Genomic DNA, 18,596 nt, shown 5'->3' on the forward strand with positions numbered 1-18,596 from the left:
CAGCCTGCCCGGCTGCTTTTTTTATGGCTGCGACGGTGGCGGCTCGCGCACCGGCTCCCGCTTTACAGCTTGTGCACGAAAGAGCGGATCCCGCCGAGCATCATCTCGACTGAAATCGCGACGAGCACCAGCCCCATCAGCCGCTCGAACGCCGCCATCACCCGTTCACCGAGCCACGCCTGAATGCGCTCGGCGAGCATCAGCACGATCGCGCAGACGATCATCGTGACGGTCAGCGCGCCGATCCATTCGTACGTCTTGCCGGGCGCCTGCGACGTCAGCAGCATGACCGTCGCCAACGCCGACGGCCCCGCCAGCGCCGGAATCGCGAGCGGCACGATCAGCGGCTCGCCGCCGCGCGCGTCGCCGCCGAACGGACCGTCCGGATGCGGAAACACCATGCGCAGCGCGATCAGAAACAGCACGATGCCGCCGCCGATCCGCAGCGACTGGTCACTCAGGCTCATCATGCGCAGAAAGCTCTGCCCGAGCACCATGAACACCAACAGGATCGCAAACGCGATCGCGACCTCGCGCAGGATCACCACCGTGCGGCGCTCCGGCGACACCCCACGCAGACAGCTAATGAAGATCGGGATGTTGCCGAGCGGATCGGTGATCAGGATCAGCAGCACCGTCGCGGACAGGAAGGTGTACTCCACTGCCCGCCCCGCTTAGTTCGCGAGCGCCGCGCGCACTTTGTCGATCACGGTCTGCGCGGCATCCGCGACCGGCAGCAGCGTCGCTTCGGCGTCGCGACGGCCCTGATACTCGATCTTGCCGTCCTTCAGCCCGCGGTCGCCGATCACCAGCCGATGCGGCACGCCGATCAGCTCCCAGTCGGCGAACATCACGCCCGGACGCTCGCCGCGATCGTCGAGGATCACGTCGATGCCGGCCGCGACGAGTTCCGCGTACAGCTTGTCGGCCTGCTCACGTACCGCGTCGCTGCGGTCGTAGCCCATCGGACACAGCACGACTTCGAACGGCGCGATCGACTCCGGCCAGATGATGCCTTTGTCGTCGAAATTCTGTTCGATCGCGGCGCCGAGAATACGCGTGACGCCGATACCGTAACAGCCCATTTCCATCGGCCGCGGCTTGCCGGTTTCGTCGAGACAGGTCGCGTTCATCGCTTCGGAGTACTTCGTGCCGAGCTGGAAGACGTGGCCCACTTCGATGCCGCGGCAGATGTCGAGCACGCCCTTGCCGTCCGGCGACGGATCGCCCTTCTTCACGTTGCGGATGTCGGCGACGACCGGCTCCGGCAGGTCGCGGCCCCAGTTCACGCCGGTGGTGTGATAGTCGACCTCGTTCGAGCCGACCACGAAGTCGCTCATGTTCGCGACCGTGCTGTCGGCGATCACCTTGACCGGCTTCTTCGTGTTGATCGGACCGAGATAACCCGGCGGCGTGCCGAACGTCTCGATGATCTCGGCTTCGGTCGCCATGCGGAAGTCGGCGAGGCCGGGCAGCTTGCCGACCTTGATCTCGTTCAGGTCGTGGTCGCCGCGCAGCATCAGCAGCCAGATGGTCGGCTCGGCGCCTTCGTTTTCGGTGGCGAGAATGACCGACTTGATCGTGCGCTCGAGCGGAATGTTCAGCAGTTCGGCGACCGCCTCGCACTTCGCCTTGCCGGGCGTCGCGGTCTTTTTCATGTCCTCGGCCGGCGCGGCGCGTTGCGCGATCAGCGGCAGCGCGTCGGCGGCCTCGACGTTCGCGGCGAAATCGGAACTCGGGCAATAGGCGATCGCGTCTTCGCCGGTGTCGGCGATCACGTGGAACTCATGCGAGCCGCTGCCGCCGATCGAGCCGTTGTCCGCCGCGACCGCGCGGAACTCGAGGCCGAGGCGCGTGAAGATTCGCACGTAAGCGTCGTACATCTTGCGATACGACTCGCGCAGACCTTCCGCGTCCTTGTCGAACGAGTACGCGTCTTTCATGATGAATTCGCGGCCGCGCATCACGCCGAAACGCGGACGGATCTCATCGCGGAACTTCGTCTGGATCTGATAGAAGTTGACCGGCAGCTGGCGATAGCTCTTGATCTGGTTGCGCGCGATGTCGGTCACGACTTCCTCGTGCGTCGGGCCCATCACGAAATCGGCCTGCTTGCGGTCCTTGAAGCGCAACAGCTCGGGACCATACTTCTCCCAGCGGCCCGATTCCTGCCACAGTTCGGCCGGCTGCACGGCCGGCATCAACAGCTCGATGGCGCCTGCCCGGTTCATTTCCTCGCGCACGATCGCTTCCACCTTGCGGATCGAACGCAGGCCGACCGGCAGGTAGTTGTAGATACCGCCCGCGACGCGGCGGATCATGCCCGCGCGCACCATGAGCTTGTGGCTGATGATTTCGGCGTCGGCGGGCGCTTCTTTGAGGGTGCCGATAAAGAAACGGGAAGCTTTCATTCAAGGTGTCCAAAAGCGGCGGCTTCCGGTGGGACCGCCAGAAAAGGTGAAAACATGGGGAAAATCGACACAGATCAGCGGCGAAGCCAGCGAGGTTCGCCCGACTGGCGGCACCCTGCCCCCGTGCGGCGCCGAAACCGCCGCGCAAAGCCTCTCGCAAGGGATCGGGCACGGAAAACCGACAGGCTACCGCAAACACGGGCTGTTGCGGCGAATCGCGGCAATCTCATGCGATTCGGTGCGTAGGGTCCGTTATCTGTTTATAATCAAAGCAATTTTAAAGGATTCGAAGGTGGTTGTATGCTGGATCGTGAAGGCTTTCGCCCGAACGTCGGCATCATCCTCTTGAACGCGCACAACGAGGTGTTTTGGGGCAAACGGCTCCGTGAACATTCCTGGCAGTTTCCGCAAGGGGGCATCAAATATGGCGAGACCCCCGTGCAAGCGATGTATCGGGAGTTACACGAAGAGACCGGACTGCTTCCTGAGCACGTCAAGGTGATCGGTCGCACGCGCGACTGGTTGCGTTACGAGGTGCCTGACAAGTTCATCAAGCGCGAAGTACGCGGTCATTACCGCGGCCAGAAACAAATCTGGTTTTTGCTCCGGATGGTAGGACGCGACTGCGACATCTGTCTGCGCGCCACCGACCACCCTGAGTTCGATGCGTGGCGTTGGAACGAGTATTGGGTACCACTCGACTGTGTGATCGAGTTCAAGCGGGATGTGTATCAGTTGGCGCTGACGGAGTTGTCCCGTTTCATGCGCCGGCCTGCGCCGCGTGCGGAAAAACCTGGCGGGCATCATGGGTCGCGTTATCCTCGGATAGCGTCGTCGATGCAAAGCCCGCCGGATTCCGCGGTAAGCACGGTGGTCACCACCGTCACTACCGTAAGTTCGGTCAGTGTCGAAACTTCGACGCGCGTGCTGGTCGTGCCGGATTGCGGCCCCGGCTCACCGGATGCAAACATTGCACCGGAGCATGAGCAGGAAACGGCCGAAGCCGACGAGGTCGGCGCCCCGTCAGTCCGACGAGGGGTGCGCGATTAACCATTCCAAGGCGGCGGCTCACGCCGCCTCTCTCTGGCGCGGCCTTCGGGCCGCGTCCGTCTTTCGAGGGAATCAGATTGAAAGCATTTGCACTCGCCGTGGCATGCGTCGCCACCGGCGCCCTGCTGGCAGGCTGTTCAAGCGCCGGCAAACCGACCAATAAAGACGACAGCGAGTTCGTCTATCTGCTGGATCGTAAGAGCAACTGGGTTGAAAACAAGGTCGACACGTTGCCGCCGCTGCCCACCGACACGAACCTGCTGCCGTTCGAGGTCTCCGGCAATACGCCGCTGCAATTCGCGATCGACCCGAAATCGGTCAGCGTCGGCGACGACGGTGTCGTGCGTTACACGGTGGTCGTCACGAGCCCGGGCGGCGCGCGCAACGTCAATTACGAGGGCATCCGCTGCGATACGTATGAATGGCGTCAGTACGCGGGCCTCAACGCCGATCACGACGGCTGGGACACGACGGTCGCGAACCAGTTTTCGCGCATCGAAAACGGTGCGCTGAACGCGTACCAGGCCGCGCTGTATCAGGACTATATGTGCGCGAACAAGATTCCGACCGGCAACGCGCAGCGCATCGTCGAGAACATTCGTTACAAGCGCACGCAGACGTCGCAGATTCATTGAGGCCGTTTGTGCGGCACACCTGATTCAGGCGCCGTTGCCTACACATGACGACAAAAAGCCGTTCCAGCCTGCGCTGGAACGGCTTTTTTGTCGGCGCTTTGTGCGCTCGCATCCTAAAAGATCAAATCAGCACGAGATTATCGCGGTGAATCAGCTCGGGCTCCAGCATATAGCCCAGCACCGACTCGATTTCGCCGCTCGGACGACGCTGGATCAGCTTGGTTTCCGCGCTGCTGTAGTTCGTCAAACCACGTGCGACTTCACGGCCCGACGCGCTCAGACACGCGATCACCTCGCCGCGCGCGAAAGCGCCCTGCACGCCGACGATGCCGATCGGCAGCAGGCTCTTGCCACCGGCGGTCAATTTTTCGACCGCGCCGTCATCGATCACGACGTGGCCGCGCACCTGCAGGTGATCGGCCATCCATTGCTTGCGCGCCGCCATGCGCGCGGTGCGCGCGATCAGCTGCGTGCCGATCGCCTCGCCGGCCGCCAGTCTCAGCAGCACGTCCGCTTCGCGCCCACTCGCGATCACCGTATTGGCGCCGCTATGGGCTGCGCGCTTCGCGGCAAGAATTTTGGTCAGCATGCCGCCGCGGCCGAGGCTCGAGCCCGCGCCGCCCGCCATCGCTTCCAGATCGGGCGCGCCGGCGTCGGCTTGCTGGACGAGCGTCGCGTTCGGGTTCTTGCGCGGATCGGCGGTGAAGAGCCCTTGCTGGTCCGTCAGAATGATCAGCGCGTCGCCCTCGATCAGATTGGCGACCAGCGCGCCGAGCGTGTCGTTGTCGCCGAACTTGATTTCGTCGGTGACGACCGTGTCGTTCTCGTTGATGATCGGTACGACACCGAGCCGCAGCAGCGTGAGCAGCGTGGAGCGCGCATTCAGATAGCGCTCGCGGTCGGCGAGGTCGGCGTGAGTGAGCAGGATCTGCGCAGTCTGGATGGAATGCTCGGCAAAGCGGCTTTCGTACACTTGCGCGAGGCCCATCTGGCCGACCGCCGCAGCCGCCTGCAATTCATCGATTTCACGCGGCCGCTTGTTCCAGCCGAGCCGCTGCATGCCCTCGGCGATCGCGCCCGAACTGACCAGCACGACTTCCTTGCCCTGCGCGCGCAGTGCGGCAATTTGCGCGGCCCAGCGGCCGATGGCCGCATGATCGAGGCCGCGTCCGTCGTTTGTGACGAGGCTCGAACCGACTTTGACGACCAATCGCCGTGAATCTGCGATGACGGAACGCATTGTGCGCTGTCTCCCAAGATGACGCGTGATGCATGCCGACACCCGCCGCAGGCGCCGGCGCTCGAGTTGTTATTCCTGCGGATCGGTGCCGGCTTCGCGGGTCGCGGCCGGTACTTGCGTCCCCTCGCGGAAACGCACGTCGGAGGCGAGGTCTTCGGCTTCGGCCGCGCGTTGCGCGTCCGAGTGCTCGGCGAGGTAGTCGAACACCGCATAGCAAAGATTTTCACAGCCCTGGCCGGTCAGAGCCGAGATCTCGAACACCGGACCATCCCAGCCGAAACCTTCGAGGAAAGCCGCCACGCGCGCTTCGCGATCGTCCTCAGGCACCATGTCCAACTTGTTCAGCACGAGCCAGCGCGGCTTCTGATAGAGCTCTTCGTCGTACTTGCGCAGTTCGTTGACGATCGCCTTCGCTTCCGCGACCGGATCGATCGATTCATCGAACGGTGCGATGTCGACGATATGCAGCAGCAGCCCGGTACGTTGCAGGTGACGCAAGAATTGATGGCCGAGGCCGGCGCCTTCCGCCGCGCCTTCGATCAGCCCCGGAATGTCCGCAATCACAAAGCTGCGGCTCGGTCCGACGCGCACGACGCCGAGGTTCGGCGCGAGTGTGGTGAACGGGTAATCGGCAATTTTTGGCTTCGCGTTCGACACCGACGAGATGAACGTCGACTTGCCTGCATTGGGCATGCCGAGCAGACCGACGTCGGCCAACACTTTCAGTTCGAGGCGGACCATGCGGCGCTCGCCCGGCTTGCCGTCGGTCTTTTGACGCGGCGCGCGGTTCGTGCTGGACTTGAAATGGAGGTTGCCGAGACCGCCGGCGCCGCCTTGCGCGATTTGCACGCTCTGGTTGTGCTCGGTCAGATCGGCGATCAGCTCGCCGGTTTCCATGTCCGTGATGGTCGTACCAACCGGCATGCGCAGCGTGATGTCGTCGCCGCCCTTGCCGTAGCAATCGGAGCCGCGGCCGTTTTCGCCGTTGCGCGCCAGATGTTTTTTCGCGTAGCGGTAATCGATCAGCGTGTTGATGTTGCGGTCAGCAACCGCGATCACGCTGCCGCCCCGGCCGCCATCACCGCCATCGGGACCGCCGAACGGAACGAACTTCTCGCGGCGCATCGACGCGCTGCCATCCCCTCCGTCGCCGGCGATGACTTCAATCCTCGCTTCGTCAATGAACTTCATGCGTTACTCCGTCCCGTGGTGTACTGCCCGATTCGATGCAGGGGTTGATACTGATTGGATGCTTGCTATTTTGCCGCGCGCGCCGCGCGTTGATCAATCGACCGAACGGCATAGTCGCCGGTGATGAGCTGTCGGCTGCGCGGCTTCGGCGCCACACGAAAGAGGCGCCGCAATAAAAAAAAGCCCCGCGAACTTCGCGGGGCCTTTTCCGGTCCTGAAGCCCGTGCCTGATTAAACTCAGGCTGCCGGGACGACGGAAACGGTGTGCTTCTTCGCCGCGCCCTTCGTCGAGAACTGGACGTGGCCGTCCTTCAGCGCGAACAGGGTGTGATCCTTGCCCATGCCGACGTTCTCGCCAGCGTGCATACGCGTACCGCGCTGACGCACGATGATGCCACCAGCGTTGATAGCCTGGCCGCCGTAAACCTTAACGCCGAGGCGCTTCGATTCGGAGTCGCGGCCGTTCCGGGACGATCCGCCTGCCTTTTTGTGTGCCATTTGATTTGCTCCTTAACCGGCGCGCTTACGCGTTGATCGCGTCGATGCGCAGTTCGGTATAGTTCTGGCGGTGGCCGCCATGCTTCTGGTAGTGCTTCCGGCGACGCATCTTGAAGATCGTCACTTTGGCGTGACGCCCTTGCGACACGACGGTAGCCTTGACGGAAGCCCCACTGACCAGCGGCGTACCGAACTTAATCGATTCGCCTTCGCCCACTGCGAGAACCTGGTCGAGCGTGATTTCAGCGTCAATGTCTGCCGGTATCTGTTCTACTTTAAGTTTTTCGCCGACGGCAACCTTGTACTGCTTGCCACCGGTTTTTATGACCGCGTACATTGAAAACCTCACTCTGTATTCATTTTTCCCACGCACCGCGCGCGGAAACTCTCGATTATACATAGAGTTAGCTGCTCGGTCAAAACCTGCTTACCAAACGGTCTACCGTCCGGGTTCGCCCTCTCTCGCAGGCGCTCGCAGACAATAACCAGCGACGCGCGGCGGCCCGCAGACGCCCTTGGCGAGCGGCCCTCGCGCCATGCGGAAAGCATCCGCACGGCAGCCGACGACCCGGAAGCGCCCCGATCGCCTTATAATTCGCGGCACTACCCAATTCAGCCATCATGTCGTCGACTGCCACCACCTCCCCCAACGTCGCCAGCCTGCTTGCTCCGATCGCCGAAGACATGCAGCAGGTCAATCGCGTCATCCGGCAACGTCTTGCGTCGGACGTGATGCTGATCAACCAGATTTCCGAGTACATCATCAGCGCCGGCGGCAAGCGGCTGCGGCCCGCGCTGCTGTTGCTGGTGGCGGGCGCGCTGGGCGACACGACGGGACACCGGCACGAGCTTGCCGCGGTCGTCGAATTCATTCACACGGCCACGCTGCTGCATGACGACGTGGTCGACGAGTCCGACCTGCGGCGCGGCCGCCAGACCGCCAACGCGCTGTTCGGCAACGCCGCGAGCGTGCTGGTCGGTGATTTCCTGTATTCGCGCTCGTTCCAGATGATGGTCGGCGTGGGCAAGATGCGCGTGATGGAAATTCTGTCGGAGGCGACCAACATCATCTCCGAAGGCGAAGTGCTGCAGTTGTTGAACATGCACGATGCCGACGTCGACGAAGCCCGCTACATGCAGGTGATCCGCTACAAAACCGCAAAGTTGTTCGAGGCGGCCGCCCAACTCGGCGCGGTGCTCGCCGGCGCGGACGCGAAAACCGAAGCCGCCGCCGCCGAATATGGCCGCCGCATCGGCACCGCGTTCCAGATCATGGACGACTGGCTCGACTACACGGGCACGGCCGAGTCGATGGGCAAGAACGCCGGCGACGATCTGCGCGAAGGCAAACCGACGCTGCCGCTCATCTATCTGATCGAACGTGGCACGCCCGAGCAATCGGCGCTCGCGCGCGAAGCCATCGAGCAAGGTGGCACCGACCGTTTCGATACGATTTTCGACGCGATCACGCGATCGGGCGCGCTCGACCACACGCTCGAGTGCGCGAAACAGGAAGCGCAAGCAGCCGCGGCAGCAATTTCTTCATTTCCCCATTCCATTTTCAAAGAGAGCCTGCTAGAATTATGTTCTTACTCGACGGCAAGACAGTCTTGAACGAGACTGAAACGACGAATTAGTCCGAGTCGAGTCAGCAGTACCAAATCGGGGTGTAGCTTAGCCTGGTAGAGCGCTACGTTCGGGACGTAGAGGCCGGAGGTTCGAATCCTCTCACCCCGACCAGATTTCCCCTTGTTAGCTCAAGGTTCAAAAACCGCCGCAGCAATGCTCGGCGGTTTTTTGTTTTGCGCGGCACCTTTTTGCTGCTGTCGTGCTGCCTTTCGCTGCATTCTTTTCCTCCGGCTAGACAGGCCCAGCGCGCACGTCGCGACGTTGTCGTTCGAGCGGCGACAGCCGCCGTTCACGGCGGAGCGCGTGGCCCCCTCTGCTATATTCTCTCCATCCTTTCCCTTATTTTTCACGACGCGTGGAACAACTTCCCTTATGGGCGCAGATCGGCGCCGTCCTTCTGCTGCTTGTCTGCTCCGCCTTCTTTTCCATTTCCGAGACAGCGATGATGGCGCTGAACCGTCATCGGCTCAAACATCTCGCCAGCAAAAACACCCTCGGCGCGAAAACTACCCAGGGACTGCTTGCGAAAACCGATCAGTTGCTGAGCGTGATCCTGATCGGCAACAACCTGTTCAACACGATCATTCCGGTACTGACTACATCGCTCGCGTTGCATACGTTCGGCCGCAATAGCCTCGTGCTGTCGATCGCGACCGGTATCGTCGCCTTCCTAATCATCGTGTTCGCAGAAATCACGCCGAAGATCGTCGGCGCAACCTTTCCCGAGAAAATCGCGCTGCCCGCGAGCCTGCTGATCGCGCCATTGATGCGCATCGCGAAACCGGTGATCTGGTTCGTCAACCTGTTCGCCACCGGCATCCTGCGCGTGCTGCACATTAATACGAAGGGCGCGCGCGATCAGCGCCTGTCCACCGAAGAACTGCGCACCATCGTGCTCGAGTCGGGCAGCTTCATGCCGACCAAACACCGCAGCATCCTGCTGAATCTGTTCGACCTCGAAAACATCTCGGTCGATGACGTGATGATCCCACGTCGCCGCATCGAAGCGCTCGACTTCGATGCACCGTTCGAACAGATCCTGCATCAACTGGAGACCTGCTATCACAACAAGCTGATCGTCTACCAGGGCGACATCGACCGAGTGCTCGGTGTGCTGCACGTGCGCAAGACCCTGTCAGCGCTGCACAACCAGGAGCTCGAACGCGATACCTTGCGCGAGCTGCTGGCCGAACCGTATTTCGTGCCAAGCGGCACGCCGGTGTTCCCGCAGTTGCAATACTTCCAGGAGAGCCGGCACCGCATCGCGCTCGTCGTCAACGAATACGGCGAACTGCAAGGCCTCGTCACGCCGGAAGACATCATCGAGGAGCTGATCGGCGAATTCACCACGTCGATTCCGCGTGGCGCCAGTTCGCGCGGCGGCTGGAACGAAGCGGGCGAATGCATCGTCGCCGGCAGCATGCCGTTGCGCGAGCTGAACCGCTGGCTGCAACTCGCGCTGCCCACCGATGGCCCCAAAACGCTCAACGGCCTCATTCTCGAAATTCTCGAAGACATTCCCGACGGCGACGTCTGCGTGCGCATCGGCGACACCAAGCTCGAAGTGATGCGCAGCGACGATCAGGCAATCCGCACCGTCAAGCTGTTCAAACCGCCGTCGCGCACCAAGGCCGGAAAAGCAAGGTCAGGCTGAAGCCCGCACAGTCGCTCGCTAATTCATGGTCAGCATTGCACGGGCTCGCGACGCGCGCCATTAGCCGAATGGCCGAATGGCATTCGGACGCCCGCATCCGGAAGATGAAGCCGTCATGTTCTACAGGCGGTTCATCACCGGTCTCTCATGCAAACACCCTTTGCCACCGCTGCGGCATTGCCGCGCCCACTCGCTGCCGACGGCGAATCCAACGCAACGAATCTGAACGATCCGGACAACGCCCCGGCCGTGCGTCTGTTGACCGACACGTTGCACGAAGCGACGCGGCGCAATGCGTCCGATATCCACATCGAGCCGGCCGAGCACGGCTGGCGTGTGCGGCTGCGCATCGACGGCGTACTGCATGAAATCCCGCGGCCGCCCGCGCATCTACGCGATGCCTTCGTCACGCGGGTGAAGGTGCTCGCGCGCATGGACATCGCCGAGCGACGCGTGCCGCAGGACGGCCGGCTACGCCTCGCGACGTCGCCCGGGCGACTCGAGGATTACCGCGTCAATTCACTGCCGACGCTGTTCGGCGAAAAGCTCGTGCTACGACGGCTCGACGCGCTGCCCGCTGATCTTTCGCTCGATTCGCTCGGCCTCGATCCGCGGCAGCGCGAAGCCGTGGACGCCGCGATCCGCGCGCCACACGGTCTGATGCTCGTCACCGGACCAACGGGCAGTGGCAAGACGCTGTCGCTGTACTGCTTCCTGAATCTGCTGAACGGCGAGGCACGCAACCTCTGCTCAGTGGAAGATCCGGCCGAGATCCAGCTGGCCGGTATCAACCAGGTCAGCGTGCGCGAAAAAGCCGGGCTGACGTTCGCAGTCGCACTGCGCGCGTTCCTGCGTCAGGACCCGGACGTGATCATGGTCGGCGAAATCCGCGACAACGAAACCGCCGACGTCGCCGTGAAGGCCGCGCAAACCGGCCACCTCGTGCTGTCCACGCTGCATACGAACGACGCGCCCGCGGCCATCGCGCGGCTCATCGATATCGGTGTCGAGCCGTACAACCTTGCAGCCGCGCTGCGGATGGTGACCGCGCAGCGGCTGGTGCGGCGACTATGCGTCGCGTGCCGCGCACCCGCGCCGCATTCGGCGACGGCGCTCCACGCCGCTGGCTTCGGCGAACAAGAGCTCGACGGCTGGCAACCGTATGCGGCGACCGGCTGTGCGGCTTGCCATGGCATCGGCTATCGGGGGCGCGTCGGCATCCATCAGGTGATGCCCGTTTCCGACGCGATGCGCGAGCTGATCGTCGCAAGCGCGGGTGCGCACGAGCTGGCCCGCCTCGCGCAGACCGAACAGGTCGCGACATTACGCGACGCGGCGCTAGCGCGCGTACGCGACGGCACCACCAGTCTCGCCGAAGCGCTCGCCGCCACGGAGGTCGCATGAAAACCGCCGCGCAGTCACCGACACGGCCCGTCTCAGCCGACCTGCGCTTCAGATGGCGCGGCGTCGACGCGGACGGCAAGCGCCATAGCGGCACGCTGATTGCGCCCGACGCGAGCGCCGCGCGCACGCTGCTCAAACGCGACAACCTCTTTATCGTCGAACTCGCAACGCAAGGCCGGGCGCCACGCCCGAAGACCAGCGCGGCCGATGTCACGCTGTTCACGCGGCAACTTTCCAGTCTCCTGCGTGCCGGCTTGCCGCTCGCGCCCGCGCTCGAACTGCTCGCACAGACGCCGACGTCGGGGCAGCGGCAAGGCATGCCGCGCATCGTCGGCACGGTCGCGCGCGACATCACCGCCGGCCTGCGGTTTTCGGCGGCCTTGCAGCGGCACCCGGCGCAGTTCAATGCGCTGTATTGCCAACTCGTCGAGGTGGGCGAAGCGGCGGGCGCGCTCGTCACCGTGCTCGCCCGCCTCGCCGACGACCGCGAACGCGCCGCCGCGCAGCGTGCAAAGGTGCGCGCAGCTCTCACCTATCCAGTCGCGATCCTGCTGCTCGCGATCGCGATAACCGCCGCGTTGCTGGTGTGGGTCGTGCCGACGTTCAAGCAGATCTTCGATGGCTTCGGCGCCAGGCTGCCCGCGCCGACGCAGTTCGTGCTGGCGCTCTCGGCGGATGCCGCGCGCTGGAGTGTGCCGCTGTTCGTGCTGATGCTCGCAATGAGCTCGGCCATCACATTCGTGCTGCGTCGATCGATAAGCGCGCGCATCCGCTTCGCTCGCCTGTCGCTCAACCTGCCAGTGGCCGGCCCGCTGCTGCGCACGCTGTGCGCAGCGCGGTGGAGTCGCGCGCTCGGCACCCTGCTGTCCGCTGGCACACCGCTCGCCGACGCGTTCGATTCGCTCACGCAGGCAACCGGCAATGCCTTCTTCGACCGGGCGACCGCGAGCATCGCCATCAGACTGCGGCGCGGCGAAAGGCTCGCCGCGGCGATGCGCGCGGCCCGCTGCTTTCCTGCCGAGGTCGTGCAGCCCGTTGCGGTCGCCGAGGAATCCGGCGCACTCGACAGCATGCTGCTCGATGTCGCGTCGCTTGCGGATCGCCAGGTCGACGACAGGATCGGCACGCTATCGAGCCTGTGCGAACCGCTCGTGATCGTCGTGCTCGGCACACTGGTCGGCGGCCTCGTCATCGCGATGTATCTTCCCATTATTCAACTCGGCAACGTGGTGTAGCATCGCAGCCGAATCCAATTCATGACCATACAGGCTCCTCCACCGCTCGTGCCACAAACTTCCTCCAGCCTGCTCGCGGGCTTACTGCCAGGCCGCTTTGCAGGCGATATCGGCCTCGCGCTCGCGAGTCTGCCCGCCGGGGCGCAGATCGCGTTCGCGATCGTGCTCGGCCTCGTGATTGGCAGCTTCCTGAATGTGGTCGTGCATCGGCTGCCGATCATGCTCGAGCGTGCGTGGCGCGCCGAAATCAGCGAGGCCACCGACGCGCCGCAGCCCGGCGACGGACTGCCCGAGCGCTACAACCTGTGGGTGCCGCGTAGCGCGTGCCCGCATTGCGGCCACGTGCTGAGCGCGTGGGAAAACTTGCCGGTGCTGAGCTACCTGCTGTTACGCGGCCGCTGTTCCGCATGCGGCACGCACATCAGCGCACGCTATCCGCTGCTCGAAATCGCGAGCGCAGCGTTCGCGGCAGGCGCACTGATGGCGTTCGGCCCGACGCTGATGGCACTCGCCGCGTTCGGCCTGTGCGCGACGTTGCTTGCGATGAGCGCGATCGATATCGACACGCATCTGCTGCCCGATTCCTTGACCTTGCCGCTGTTGTGGGCCGGCCTGATCGTCAATTTCAACGGCATGTTCACGAACCTGCATGATGCGGTGCTCGGGGCTATCTTCGGATATCTGGTGTTATGGGCCGTGCATTGGGCGTTCAGGCTCGTGCGCGGTATCGAAGGCATGGGCTATGGCGACTTCAAACTGCTCGCGGCGCTCGGCGCGTGGCTCGGCTGGCCAGCGCTGCCGCAAATCGTGCTCGTCGCCGCGGTGGCCGGTGCCGTGATCGGCCTCGCGGCGACGTGGCGCGGCCGTATGCGCTTCGAGGAGCCGCTGCCGTTTGGGCCATTTCTTGCGGCGGGCGGTGCGCTCACGCTGTTTGCCGGCACGCCGCTTTACCTAGCTTTGGGAGGCTGAAGCATGTTCGTTGTGGGACTCACCGGCGGCATCGGTAGCGGCAAGTCGACGGTTGCCAATCTGTTCGCCGCGCGCGGCGTGCCGCTCGTCGATACCGACGTGATCGCGCATCGCATCACCGCGCCGCATGGCCTGGCGATGCCGCACATCGCCGCCGAATTCGGCGCGGAGTTTGTCGCCGCCGACGGCTCGCTCGATCGCGCGCGCATGCGCACGCTCGTGTTCAGCGACGACACCGCGCGCAAACGTCTCGAAGGCATCACGCATCCGCTGATTCGCGCGGAAACCGAGCGCGAAGAGCGCGAAGCGAAAGGACCCTATGTGATCGTCGTGGTGCCGTTGCTGGTCGAGTCCGGGACCTGGAAGAACCGTGTGAATCGCGTGCTCACCGTCGATTGCAGCATCGACACGCAAGTCGCGCGGGTGATGAGCCGCAACGGCTTCAGCCGTGAGCAGGTGCTCGCGATCATCGCGCGCCAGGCCACGCGCGAAGCGCGCCTCGCCGCCGCCGACGACGTGATCGTCAATGACAACGCGCCGCCCCTGGAGCTCGAAGCGCAGGTGGACGCTCACCATCAAGCGTATCTGTCGCTCGCGAAGGGTGAGGCCGAGTCGTAGCGCGCGGAGGCCTCAGGTCGGCCTCGCTGCAAGCATCAAGCGCACGATGCCCTGTGAAGGCAGATACGCATCTTCGGCACGCGTCGTCACCGACACAATTGAACTTTGTGCGCGTGCGAGAGCCGAAGCGCTCATAACACCGGGAACTGACAAAAAAGTTGCGAAAGCACGCGGAAAGCGTGCGTGATTGCCTGGGTAGTCCCACGGCATTAGAATGTTTTGCATTCCTGTCACCGACCACGCCCGAGGCGAGCCCGCTTGATCCTTTACGAGTACCCCTTCAATGAGCGAATCCGGACGCTGTTGCGGCTCGAAGATCTGTTCGAGCGCTTCACGTTCTTTCTGACTCAGGAAGACGCGCGGGAACATCACGTCGCACTGACAACGCTGTTCGAAATCTCCGAAGTAGCTGGCCGCGCGGATCTGAAGTCGGATCTGATGAAAGAGCTCGAACGCCAGCGGCAAACCCTCGCGCCGTTTCGCGGCAATCCGGGCATCGAGCAGAACGCGCTCGAAGCGGTACTCGGCGAAATCGAGCAGACTCTTGCGGGGCTCACGCAGATGCAAGGCAAAACCGGCCAGCATCTTGCAGACAACGAATGGCTTGCAAGCATTCGCAGCCGCGCGATCATCCCCGGTGGCACCTGCAAATTCGACCTGCCCTCGTATTACGCGTGGCAACAGTTGCATCCCGATCAGCGTCGCCAGGACATCGCCAAGTGGGTCACGCCGCTTTTGCCGCTGCGCGACGCGGCCACGATCGTACTGCGGCTCGCGCGCGAGTCGGGCCAGGCGTCGAAGGTGATGGCGATGCAAGGGAGCTATCAGCAAATGCTCTCGGGCCGCTCGTATCAATTGATGCAGGTTCGTGTCGCGCCCGAATTGCGCGTGATTCCCGAAGCGAGCGCCAACAAGTACATGCTGTGGGTGCGCTTCACGGTGCAGGACGGCGATCTGCGGCCGCGCGCGGTCGACGTCGACGTGCCGTTCCAGCTCACGCTCTGCAGCCTGTAACCGCCTGACAATCGCCGCCGGATCGAGCAGCGCACACCGGATTTGACCTAACGCGCCTTTGAAGCGGCGCGAAATAGCCCTATATTCGTTACTTGTTCCGTTTGCGATTGACCGTCCGACCGTATGCCTACCGTCGTCAAATGTCCTACTTGCGGTAAAGATGTCCGCTGGACCCCCGAGAACCGCTTCCGTCCTTTCTGCTCCGAGCGCTGCAAGCAGATCGATCTCGGCGCATGGGCCGCCGAAAAATACCGGATTGGCGGCAACGAACAGGAAGGGTCTTCGTCCGAAGAGGAAACGCCGCGCGGCGACTACAACCCGCACTGAGCGAGCCAGTAAAAAAGCCACGCGAACCGCGACGCTGCCGAGGCAGCGCCCGCTATCGCGTGGCCTTTTCAGTCACTCGGTTTCAACCCGTCACTTATTCTCGGCCGCGAGCCACTTCAGCACCGGAATCGTGGCCGGCAGCAATGGCGAGACATCCGCAGGCAAGCTCTGCCACACGAAGGCCTGGCCTTCACGCCCGTGCGGCTCGCCCGACCACTGCGTCACCTTGCAGAAGAAGAGGCGCACATAGGCGTGCGGATAGTCGTGTTCGAGCGTATGCCACAGATGGCTCGCCTCGACCTCGATTCCCAACTCCTCGTGCAACTCGCGCGCAAGCGCGGCCTCAACTGATTCGCCCGCTTCCAGCTTGCCCCCCGGAAACTCCCAGTAGCCCTCGTACGGCTTGCCCGCCGGACGCTGCGCGAGCAGATAGCGGCCATCCGGCTGCACCAGCACGCCGACCGCGACTTCGGTGACGGGACGGCCGGCGCCGTTGGTGCCGGCGCTACTGCCCGCGTTTTTGCTAGCGTCGCTCATGCCGGCGTCTTACGGCCGGACCAGTCGCGCGCAAACTGCCACGCGACCCGCCCCGAGCGCGAACCGCGTTCGAGCGCCCACACGAGCGCATCGCCGCGCGCCGATTCGATCTCGGTGTCGTCGCAACCGAAATGACGCAGCCAGTGCGCGATGATCGTCAGATAGTCGTCCTGCTTGAACGGATAGAAGCTGACCCACAGCCCGAAACGCTCCGACAGCGAAATCTTCTCTTCGACCAGTTCGCCTGGATGAATCTCGCCGTCCGGCATGTGCTTGTACGTCTCGTTGTCGCTCATGTACTCGGGCAGCAGATGGCGGCGGTTCGACGTCGCGTAGATCAGCACGTTGTCGGACTGCGCGGCGACCGAGCCGTCGAGCGCGACCTTCAGCGCCTTGTAGCCCGACTCGCCTTCTTCGAACGACAGGTCGTCGCAGAACACGATGAAGCGCTCCGGGCGCTTCGCGATCAGATCGACGATGTCGCCCAGGTCGTGCAGATCGTCCTTGTCCACTTCGATCAGACGCAGGCCGTCTTTCGCGTACGCGTTCAGACACGCCTTGATCAGCGACGACTTGCCGGTGCCCCGCGCGCCCGTCAGCAGCACGTTGTTGGCCGGCTGGCTGCGCACGAACTGGCGCGTGTTCTGTTCGATCAGCCCTTTCTGGCGATCGATGTTCTGCAGGTCGTCGAGCGTGATCGACGAAATGGCGGGCACCGGCTGCAGGTAGCCGCGCCCCTGGCGCTTGCGCCAGCGAAAAGCGACCGCGGCCGACCAGTCGATGTCCGGCGCGGCGGGCGGAAGCATCGCTTCCAGGCGACCGAGCACGGCTTCGGCCCGGGTCAGAAACTGTTCGAGTTTGTCCATGGTAAGTGGGCGGCCAGCGGCCGCGCTTTGAACCGGATTACGAGCGGTAGTCGGCGTTGATGCTCACGTAGTCGTGCGACAGATCGCAGGTCCAGATCGTGGCTTGCGCATTGCCGCGGCCGAGCACGACGCGAATGCCGATCTCGCTCTTTTTCATCACGCGCTGGCCGTCTTCTTCGCGGTAGGCCGGGTTGCGGCCGCCGGCAGTCGCGACCAGCACGTCGTCTAGATACAGATCGATCTTGCCGACGTCGAGATCGTCCACGCCGGCATAGCCGATGGCCGCAAGAATGCGGCCGAGGTTCGGGTCCGATGCATAGAAGGCCGTCTTGACGAGCGGCGAGTGGCCGATCGCGTAGGCGATCTGGCGGCATTCGCCGACGCTCGAGCCGCCTTCGACATGCACTGTCATGAACTTGGTCGCGCCTTCACCATCACGCACGATCAGTTGCGCGAGGCTCTGCGCGACCTCGGTCACCGCGTCGCGCAGCGCTGCATAAGCGGGCGAATCGGTGGACGTGATCGCGGGCAGGCTCGATTTGCCCGACGCGATCAGGATGAACGAATCGTTGGTCGACGTATCGCCATCGATCGTAATGCAGTTGAACGAGCGGTCCGCGACGTGCTTCACGAGATCGTCGAGCACGGGCTGCGCGACGGCCGCGTCGAACGCGAGGAAGCCGAGCATGGTCGCCATGTTCGGCTTGATCATGCCGGCACCCTTGCTGATGCCGGTCAGTGTGACCGTGTGGCCGTCGATCGTGACTTGGCGCGAGCTCGCCTTCGGCAGCGTGTCGGTCGTCATGATCGACTGTGCCGCGTCGTACCAGTTCGCTTCCTTGCGGTTCGCGAGCGCGGCCGGCAAACCGGCCTTCAGACGATCGACCGGCAGCGGTTCGAGAATCACGCCCGTCGAGAACGGCAGCACCTGCTCGGGCGCAATGTCGGCGAGACGCGCGAGTTCCGCGCAGGTTTCGCGCGTCGCCGCGAGGCCCTGCTCACCGGTGCCCGCGTTCGCGTTGCCGGTGTTGATCACCAGCGCGCGAATCGGCTTGCCGCCCGCGCGCACGCGCTGCAGGTTCTCGCGGCAGACCGTGACGGGCGCCGCGCAGAAGCGGTTCTGCGTGAACACGCCGCCTACCGTCGCGCCTTCGTCGACGGAAATGACGAGCACGTCCTTGCGGTTCGGCTTGCGGATATGCGCTTCCGCCCAGCCTAGCGTGACGCCGGCGACGGGGTGGAGTTGAGCGGGATCGATCGAGGGAAAGTTGACAGCCATGGTCGCGACCTGTCGAAGAAAATGCCGGCGGACGCCGGC

General features: G+C 63.7%; 19 protein-coding genes and 1 tRNA gene. 11 read left to right on the forward strand and 9 right to left on the reverse strand.

Translation table 11 applies throughout. The features are described from left to right. Positions 1–62 precede the first annotated feature (62 nt). Both AB3X95_RS08730 and AB3X95_RS08735 read right to left on the reverse strand, forming a co-directional pair. Positions 63–662 carry a MarC family protein gene (locus AB3X95_RS08730; protein WP_176121897.1) on the reverse strand — a complete coding sequence of 200 codons (600 nt, stop codon included), beginning with the start codon at positions 660–662 and terminating at the stop codon, positions 63–65. 12 nt (positions 663–674) lie between these two features. Further along, positions 675–2,411, reverse strand: a complete 1,737-nt coding sequence (locus AB3X95_RS08735; protein WP_176105002.1) for a proline--tRNA ligase — start codon at positions 2,409–2,411, stop codon at positions 675–677. 300 nt (positions 2,412–2,711) lie between these two features. On the opposite strand from AB3X95_RS08735, the gene AB3X95_RS08740 reads away from it, so the two are divergent. Both AB3X95_RS08740 and AB3X95_RS08745 read left to right on the forward strand, forming a co-directional pair. After that, entirely contained in the window at positions 2,712–3,461 is a 750-nt protein-coding gene (locus AB3X95_RS08740) for an RNA pyrophosphohydrolase (protein WP_176121900.1), read from the forward strand. Between the two features lie 77 nt (positions 3,462–3,538). Next, on the forward strand, positions 3,539–4,096 hold the full coding sequence (locus AB3X95_RS08745) for a CNP1-like family protein (RefSeq protein WP_176105000.1): 558 nt from the start codon (positions 3,539–3,541) through the stop codon (positions 4,094–4,096). A gap of 121 nt (positions 4,097–4,217) precedes the next feature. Here the strand turns inward: AB3X95_RS08745 and proB are convergent, their stop codons facing one another. From proB to rplU, 4 genes are all read right to left on the reverse strand, one after another. After that, positions 4,218–5,336 (reverse strand): glutamate 5-kinase, encoded by a 1,119-nt coding sequence (proB, locus tag AB3X95_RS08750; protein WP_368613047.1) that lies wholly within the window; start codon positions 5,334–5,336, stop codon positions 4,218–4,220. A 69-nt stretch (positions 5,337–5,405) separates the two neighbouring features. Next, entirely contained in the window at positions 5,406–6,527 is a 1,122-nt protein-coding gene (gene cgtA / locus AB3X95_RS08755) for an Obg family GTPase CgtA (protein ID WP_176104998.1), read from the reverse strand. Positions 6,528–6,764: 237 nt separating this feature from the next. After that, positions 6,765–7,025, reverse strand: coding sequence for a 50S ribosomal protein L27 (rpmA, locus tag AB3X95_RS08760; protein ID WP_008923994.1), 261 nt, complete (start codon positions 7,023–7,025; stop codon positions 6,765–6,767). Positions 7,026–7,050: 25 nt separating this feature from the next. Further along, complete coding sequence (gene rplU / locus AB3X95_RS08765) at positions 7,051–7,362, reverse strand: 50S ribosomal protein L21 (RefSeq protein WP_007180329.1); 312 nt, start codon at positions 7,360–7,362, stop codon at positions 7,051–7,053. Between the two features lie 284 nt (positions 7,363–7,646). Between rplU and AB3X95_RS08770 the strand changes: the two genes are divergently transcribed. The 9 genes from AB3X95_RS08770 to yacG all read left to right on the forward strand — a co-directional run bounded on the left by AB3X95_RS08770 (position 7,647) and on the right by yacG (position 15,875). Then, positions 7,647–8,639 carry a polyprenyl synthetase family protein gene (locus AB3X95_RS08770; RefSeq protein ID WP_026229109.1) on the forward strand — a complete coding sequence of 331 codons (993 nt, stop codon included), beginning with the start codon at positions 7,647–7,649 and terminating at the stop codon, positions 8,637–8,639. A gap of 49 nt (positions 8,640–8,688) precedes the next feature. Then, positions 8,689–8,765: transfer RNA gene (locus AB3X95_RS08775), tRNA-Pro, on the forward strand. A 244-nt stretch (positions 8,766–9,009) separates the two neighbouring features. Then, positions 9,010–10,308, forward strand: a complete 1,299-nt coding sequence (locus tag AB3X95_RS08780) for an HlyC/CorC family transporter (RefSeq protein ID WP_176121904.1) — start codon at positions 9,010–9,012, stop codon at positions 10,306–10,308. A gap of 147 nt (positions 10,309–10,455) precedes the next feature. Further along, complete coding sequence (locus AB3X95_RS08785; RefSeq protein ID WP_176121906.1) at positions 10,456–11,712, forward strand: GspE/PulE family protein; 1,257 nt, start codon at positions 10,456–10,458, stop codon at positions 11,710–11,712. Further along, on the forward strand, positions 11,709–12,947 hold the full coding sequence (locus AB3X95_RS08790; RefSeq protein WP_368621082.1) for a type II secretion system F family protein: 1,239 nt from the start codon (positions 11,709–11,711) through the stop codon (positions 12,945–12,947). The genes AB3X95_RS08785 and AB3X95_RS08790 overlap by 4 nt, the downstream gene beginning before the upstream one ends. 27 nt (positions 12,948–12,974) lie before the next feature. Continuing rightward, positions 12,975–13,916, forward strand: a complete 942-nt coding sequence (locus AB3X95_RS08795) for an A24 family peptidase (protein WP_368621107.1) — start codon at positions 12,975–12,977, stop codon at positions 13,914–13,916. Positions 13,917–13,919: 3 nt separating this feature from the next. Further along, a complete protein-coding gene (gene coaE, locus AB3X95_RS08800) occupies positions 13,920–14,534 on the forward strand; it encodes a dephospho-CoA kinase (RefSeq protein ID WP_184226497.1) in 615 nt (204 codons plus the stop codon). A gap of 258 nt (positions 14,535–14,792) precedes the next feature. After that, entirely contained in the window at positions 14,793–15,548 is a 756-nt protein-coding gene (gene zapD / locus AB3X95_RS08805; RefSeq protein ID WP_008921182.1) for a cell division protein ZapD, read from the forward strand. 123 nt (positions 15,549–15,671) lie between these two features. Then, positions 15,672–15,875, forward strand: a complete 204-nt coding sequence (gene yacG, locus AB3X95_RS08810; protein ID WP_184226498.1) for a DNA gyrase inhibitor YacG — start codon at positions 15,672–15,674, stop codon at positions 15,873–15,875. Between the two features lie 90 nt (positions 15,876–15,965). Here the strand turns inward: yacG and AB3X95_RS08815 are convergent, their stop codons facing one another. From AB3X95_RS08815 to argJ, 3 genes are read right to left on the reverse strand one after another with little or no spacing between them, the layout of a single operon-like run. Then, positions 15,966–16,412, reverse strand: coding sequence for an NUDIX domain-containing protein (locus tag AB3X95_RS08815; RefSeq protein WP_184226499.1), 447 nt, complete (start codon positions 16,410–16,412; stop codon positions 15,966–15,968). Continuing rightward, the gene (locus AB3X95_RS08820) at positions 16,409–17,278 is read right to left on the reverse strand and encodes an ATP-binding protein (protein WP_176365564.1); all 870 of its coding nucleotides are present in this window, start codon (positions 17,276–17,278) and stop codon (positions 16,409–16,411) included. The genes AB3X95_RS08815 and AB3X95_RS08820 overlap by 4 nt, the downstream gene beginning before the upstream one ends. Before the next feature lie 37 nt (positions 17,279–17,315). Then, positions 17,316–18,557: a bifunctional glutamate N-acetyltransferase/amino-acid acetyltransferase ArgJ gene (gene argJ, locus AB3X95_RS08825; protein ID WP_368621083.1), complete on the reverse strand. Its 1,242-nt coding sequence runs from the start codon at positions 18,555–18,557 to the stop codon at positions 17,316–17,318. Positions 18,558–18,596 lie beyond the last annotated feature (39 nt).

It is taken from the genome of Paraburkholderia sp. BR13444, from assembly GCF_040948755.1.
In the GTDB taxonomy this organism is placed as follows: domain Bacteria; phylum Pseudomonadota; class Gammaproteobacteria; order Burkholderiales; family Burkholderiaceae; genus Paraburkholderia; species Paraburkholderia youngii.

What these genes read in the sequence shown, in the direction of transcription:
- AB3X95_RS08735 (WP_176105002.1), bottom strand. Translation starts at nt 2,411, where the DNA reads ATGAAAGCTTCCCGTTTCTTTATCGGCACCCTCAAAGAAGCGCCCGCC.
- AB3X95_RS08740 (WP_176121900.1), top strand. Translation starts at nt 2,712, where the DNA reads ATGCTGGATCGTGAAGGCTTTCGCCCGAACGTCGGCATCATCCTCTTG.
- proB (WP_368613047.1), bottom strand. Translation starts at nt 5,336, where the DNA reads ATGCGTTCCGTCATCGCAGATTCACGGCGATTGGTCGTCAAAGTCGGT.
- cgtA (WP_176104998.1), bottom strand. Translation starts at nt 6,527, where the DNA reads ATGAAGTTCATTGACGAAGCGAGGATTGAAGTCATCGCCGGCGACGGA.
- rpmA (WP_008923994.1), bottom strand. Translation starts at nt 7,025, where the DNA reads ATGGCACACAAAAAGGCAGGCGGATCGTCCCGGAACGGCCGCGACTCC.
- rplU (WP_007180329.1), bottom strand. Translation starts at nt 7,362, where the DNA reads ATGTACGCGGTCATAAAAACCGGTGGCAAGCAGTACAAGGTTGCCGTC.
- AB3X95_RS08770 (WP_026229109.1), top strand. Translation starts at nt 7,647, where the DNA reads ATGTCGTCGACTGCCACCACCTCCCCCAACGTCGCCAGCCTGCTTGCT.
- AB3X95_RS08785 (WP_176121906.1), top strand. Translation starts at nt 10,456, where the DNA reads ATGCAAACACCCTTTGCCACCGCTGCGGCATTGCCGCGCCCACTCGCT.
- AB3X95_RS08790 (WP_368621082.1), top strand. Translation starts at nt 11,709, where the DNA reads ATGAAAACCGCCGCGCAGTCACCGACACGGCCCGTCTCAGCCGACCTG.
- coaE (WP_184226497.1), top strand. Translation starts at nt 13,920, where the DNA reads ATGTTCGTTGTGGGACTCACCGGCGGCATCGGTAGCGGCAAGTCGACG.
- yacG (WP_184226498.1), top strand. Translation starts at nt 15,672, where the DNA reads ATGCCTACCGTCGTCAAATGTCCTACTTGCGGTAAAGATGTCCGCTGG.
- AB3X95_RS08815 (WP_184226499.1), bottom strand. Translation starts at nt 16,412, where the DNA reads ATGAGCGACGCTAGCAAAAACGCGGGCAGTAGCGCCGGCACCAACGGC.
- AB3X95_RS08820 (WP_176365564.1), bottom strand. Translation starts at nt 17,278, where the DNA reads ATGGACAAACTCGAACAGTTTCTGACCCGGGCCGAAGCCGTGCTCGGT.
- argJ (WP_368621083.1), bottom strand. Translation starts at nt 18,557, where the DNA reads ATGGCTGTCAACTTTCCCTCGATCGATCCCGCTCAACTCCACCCCGTC.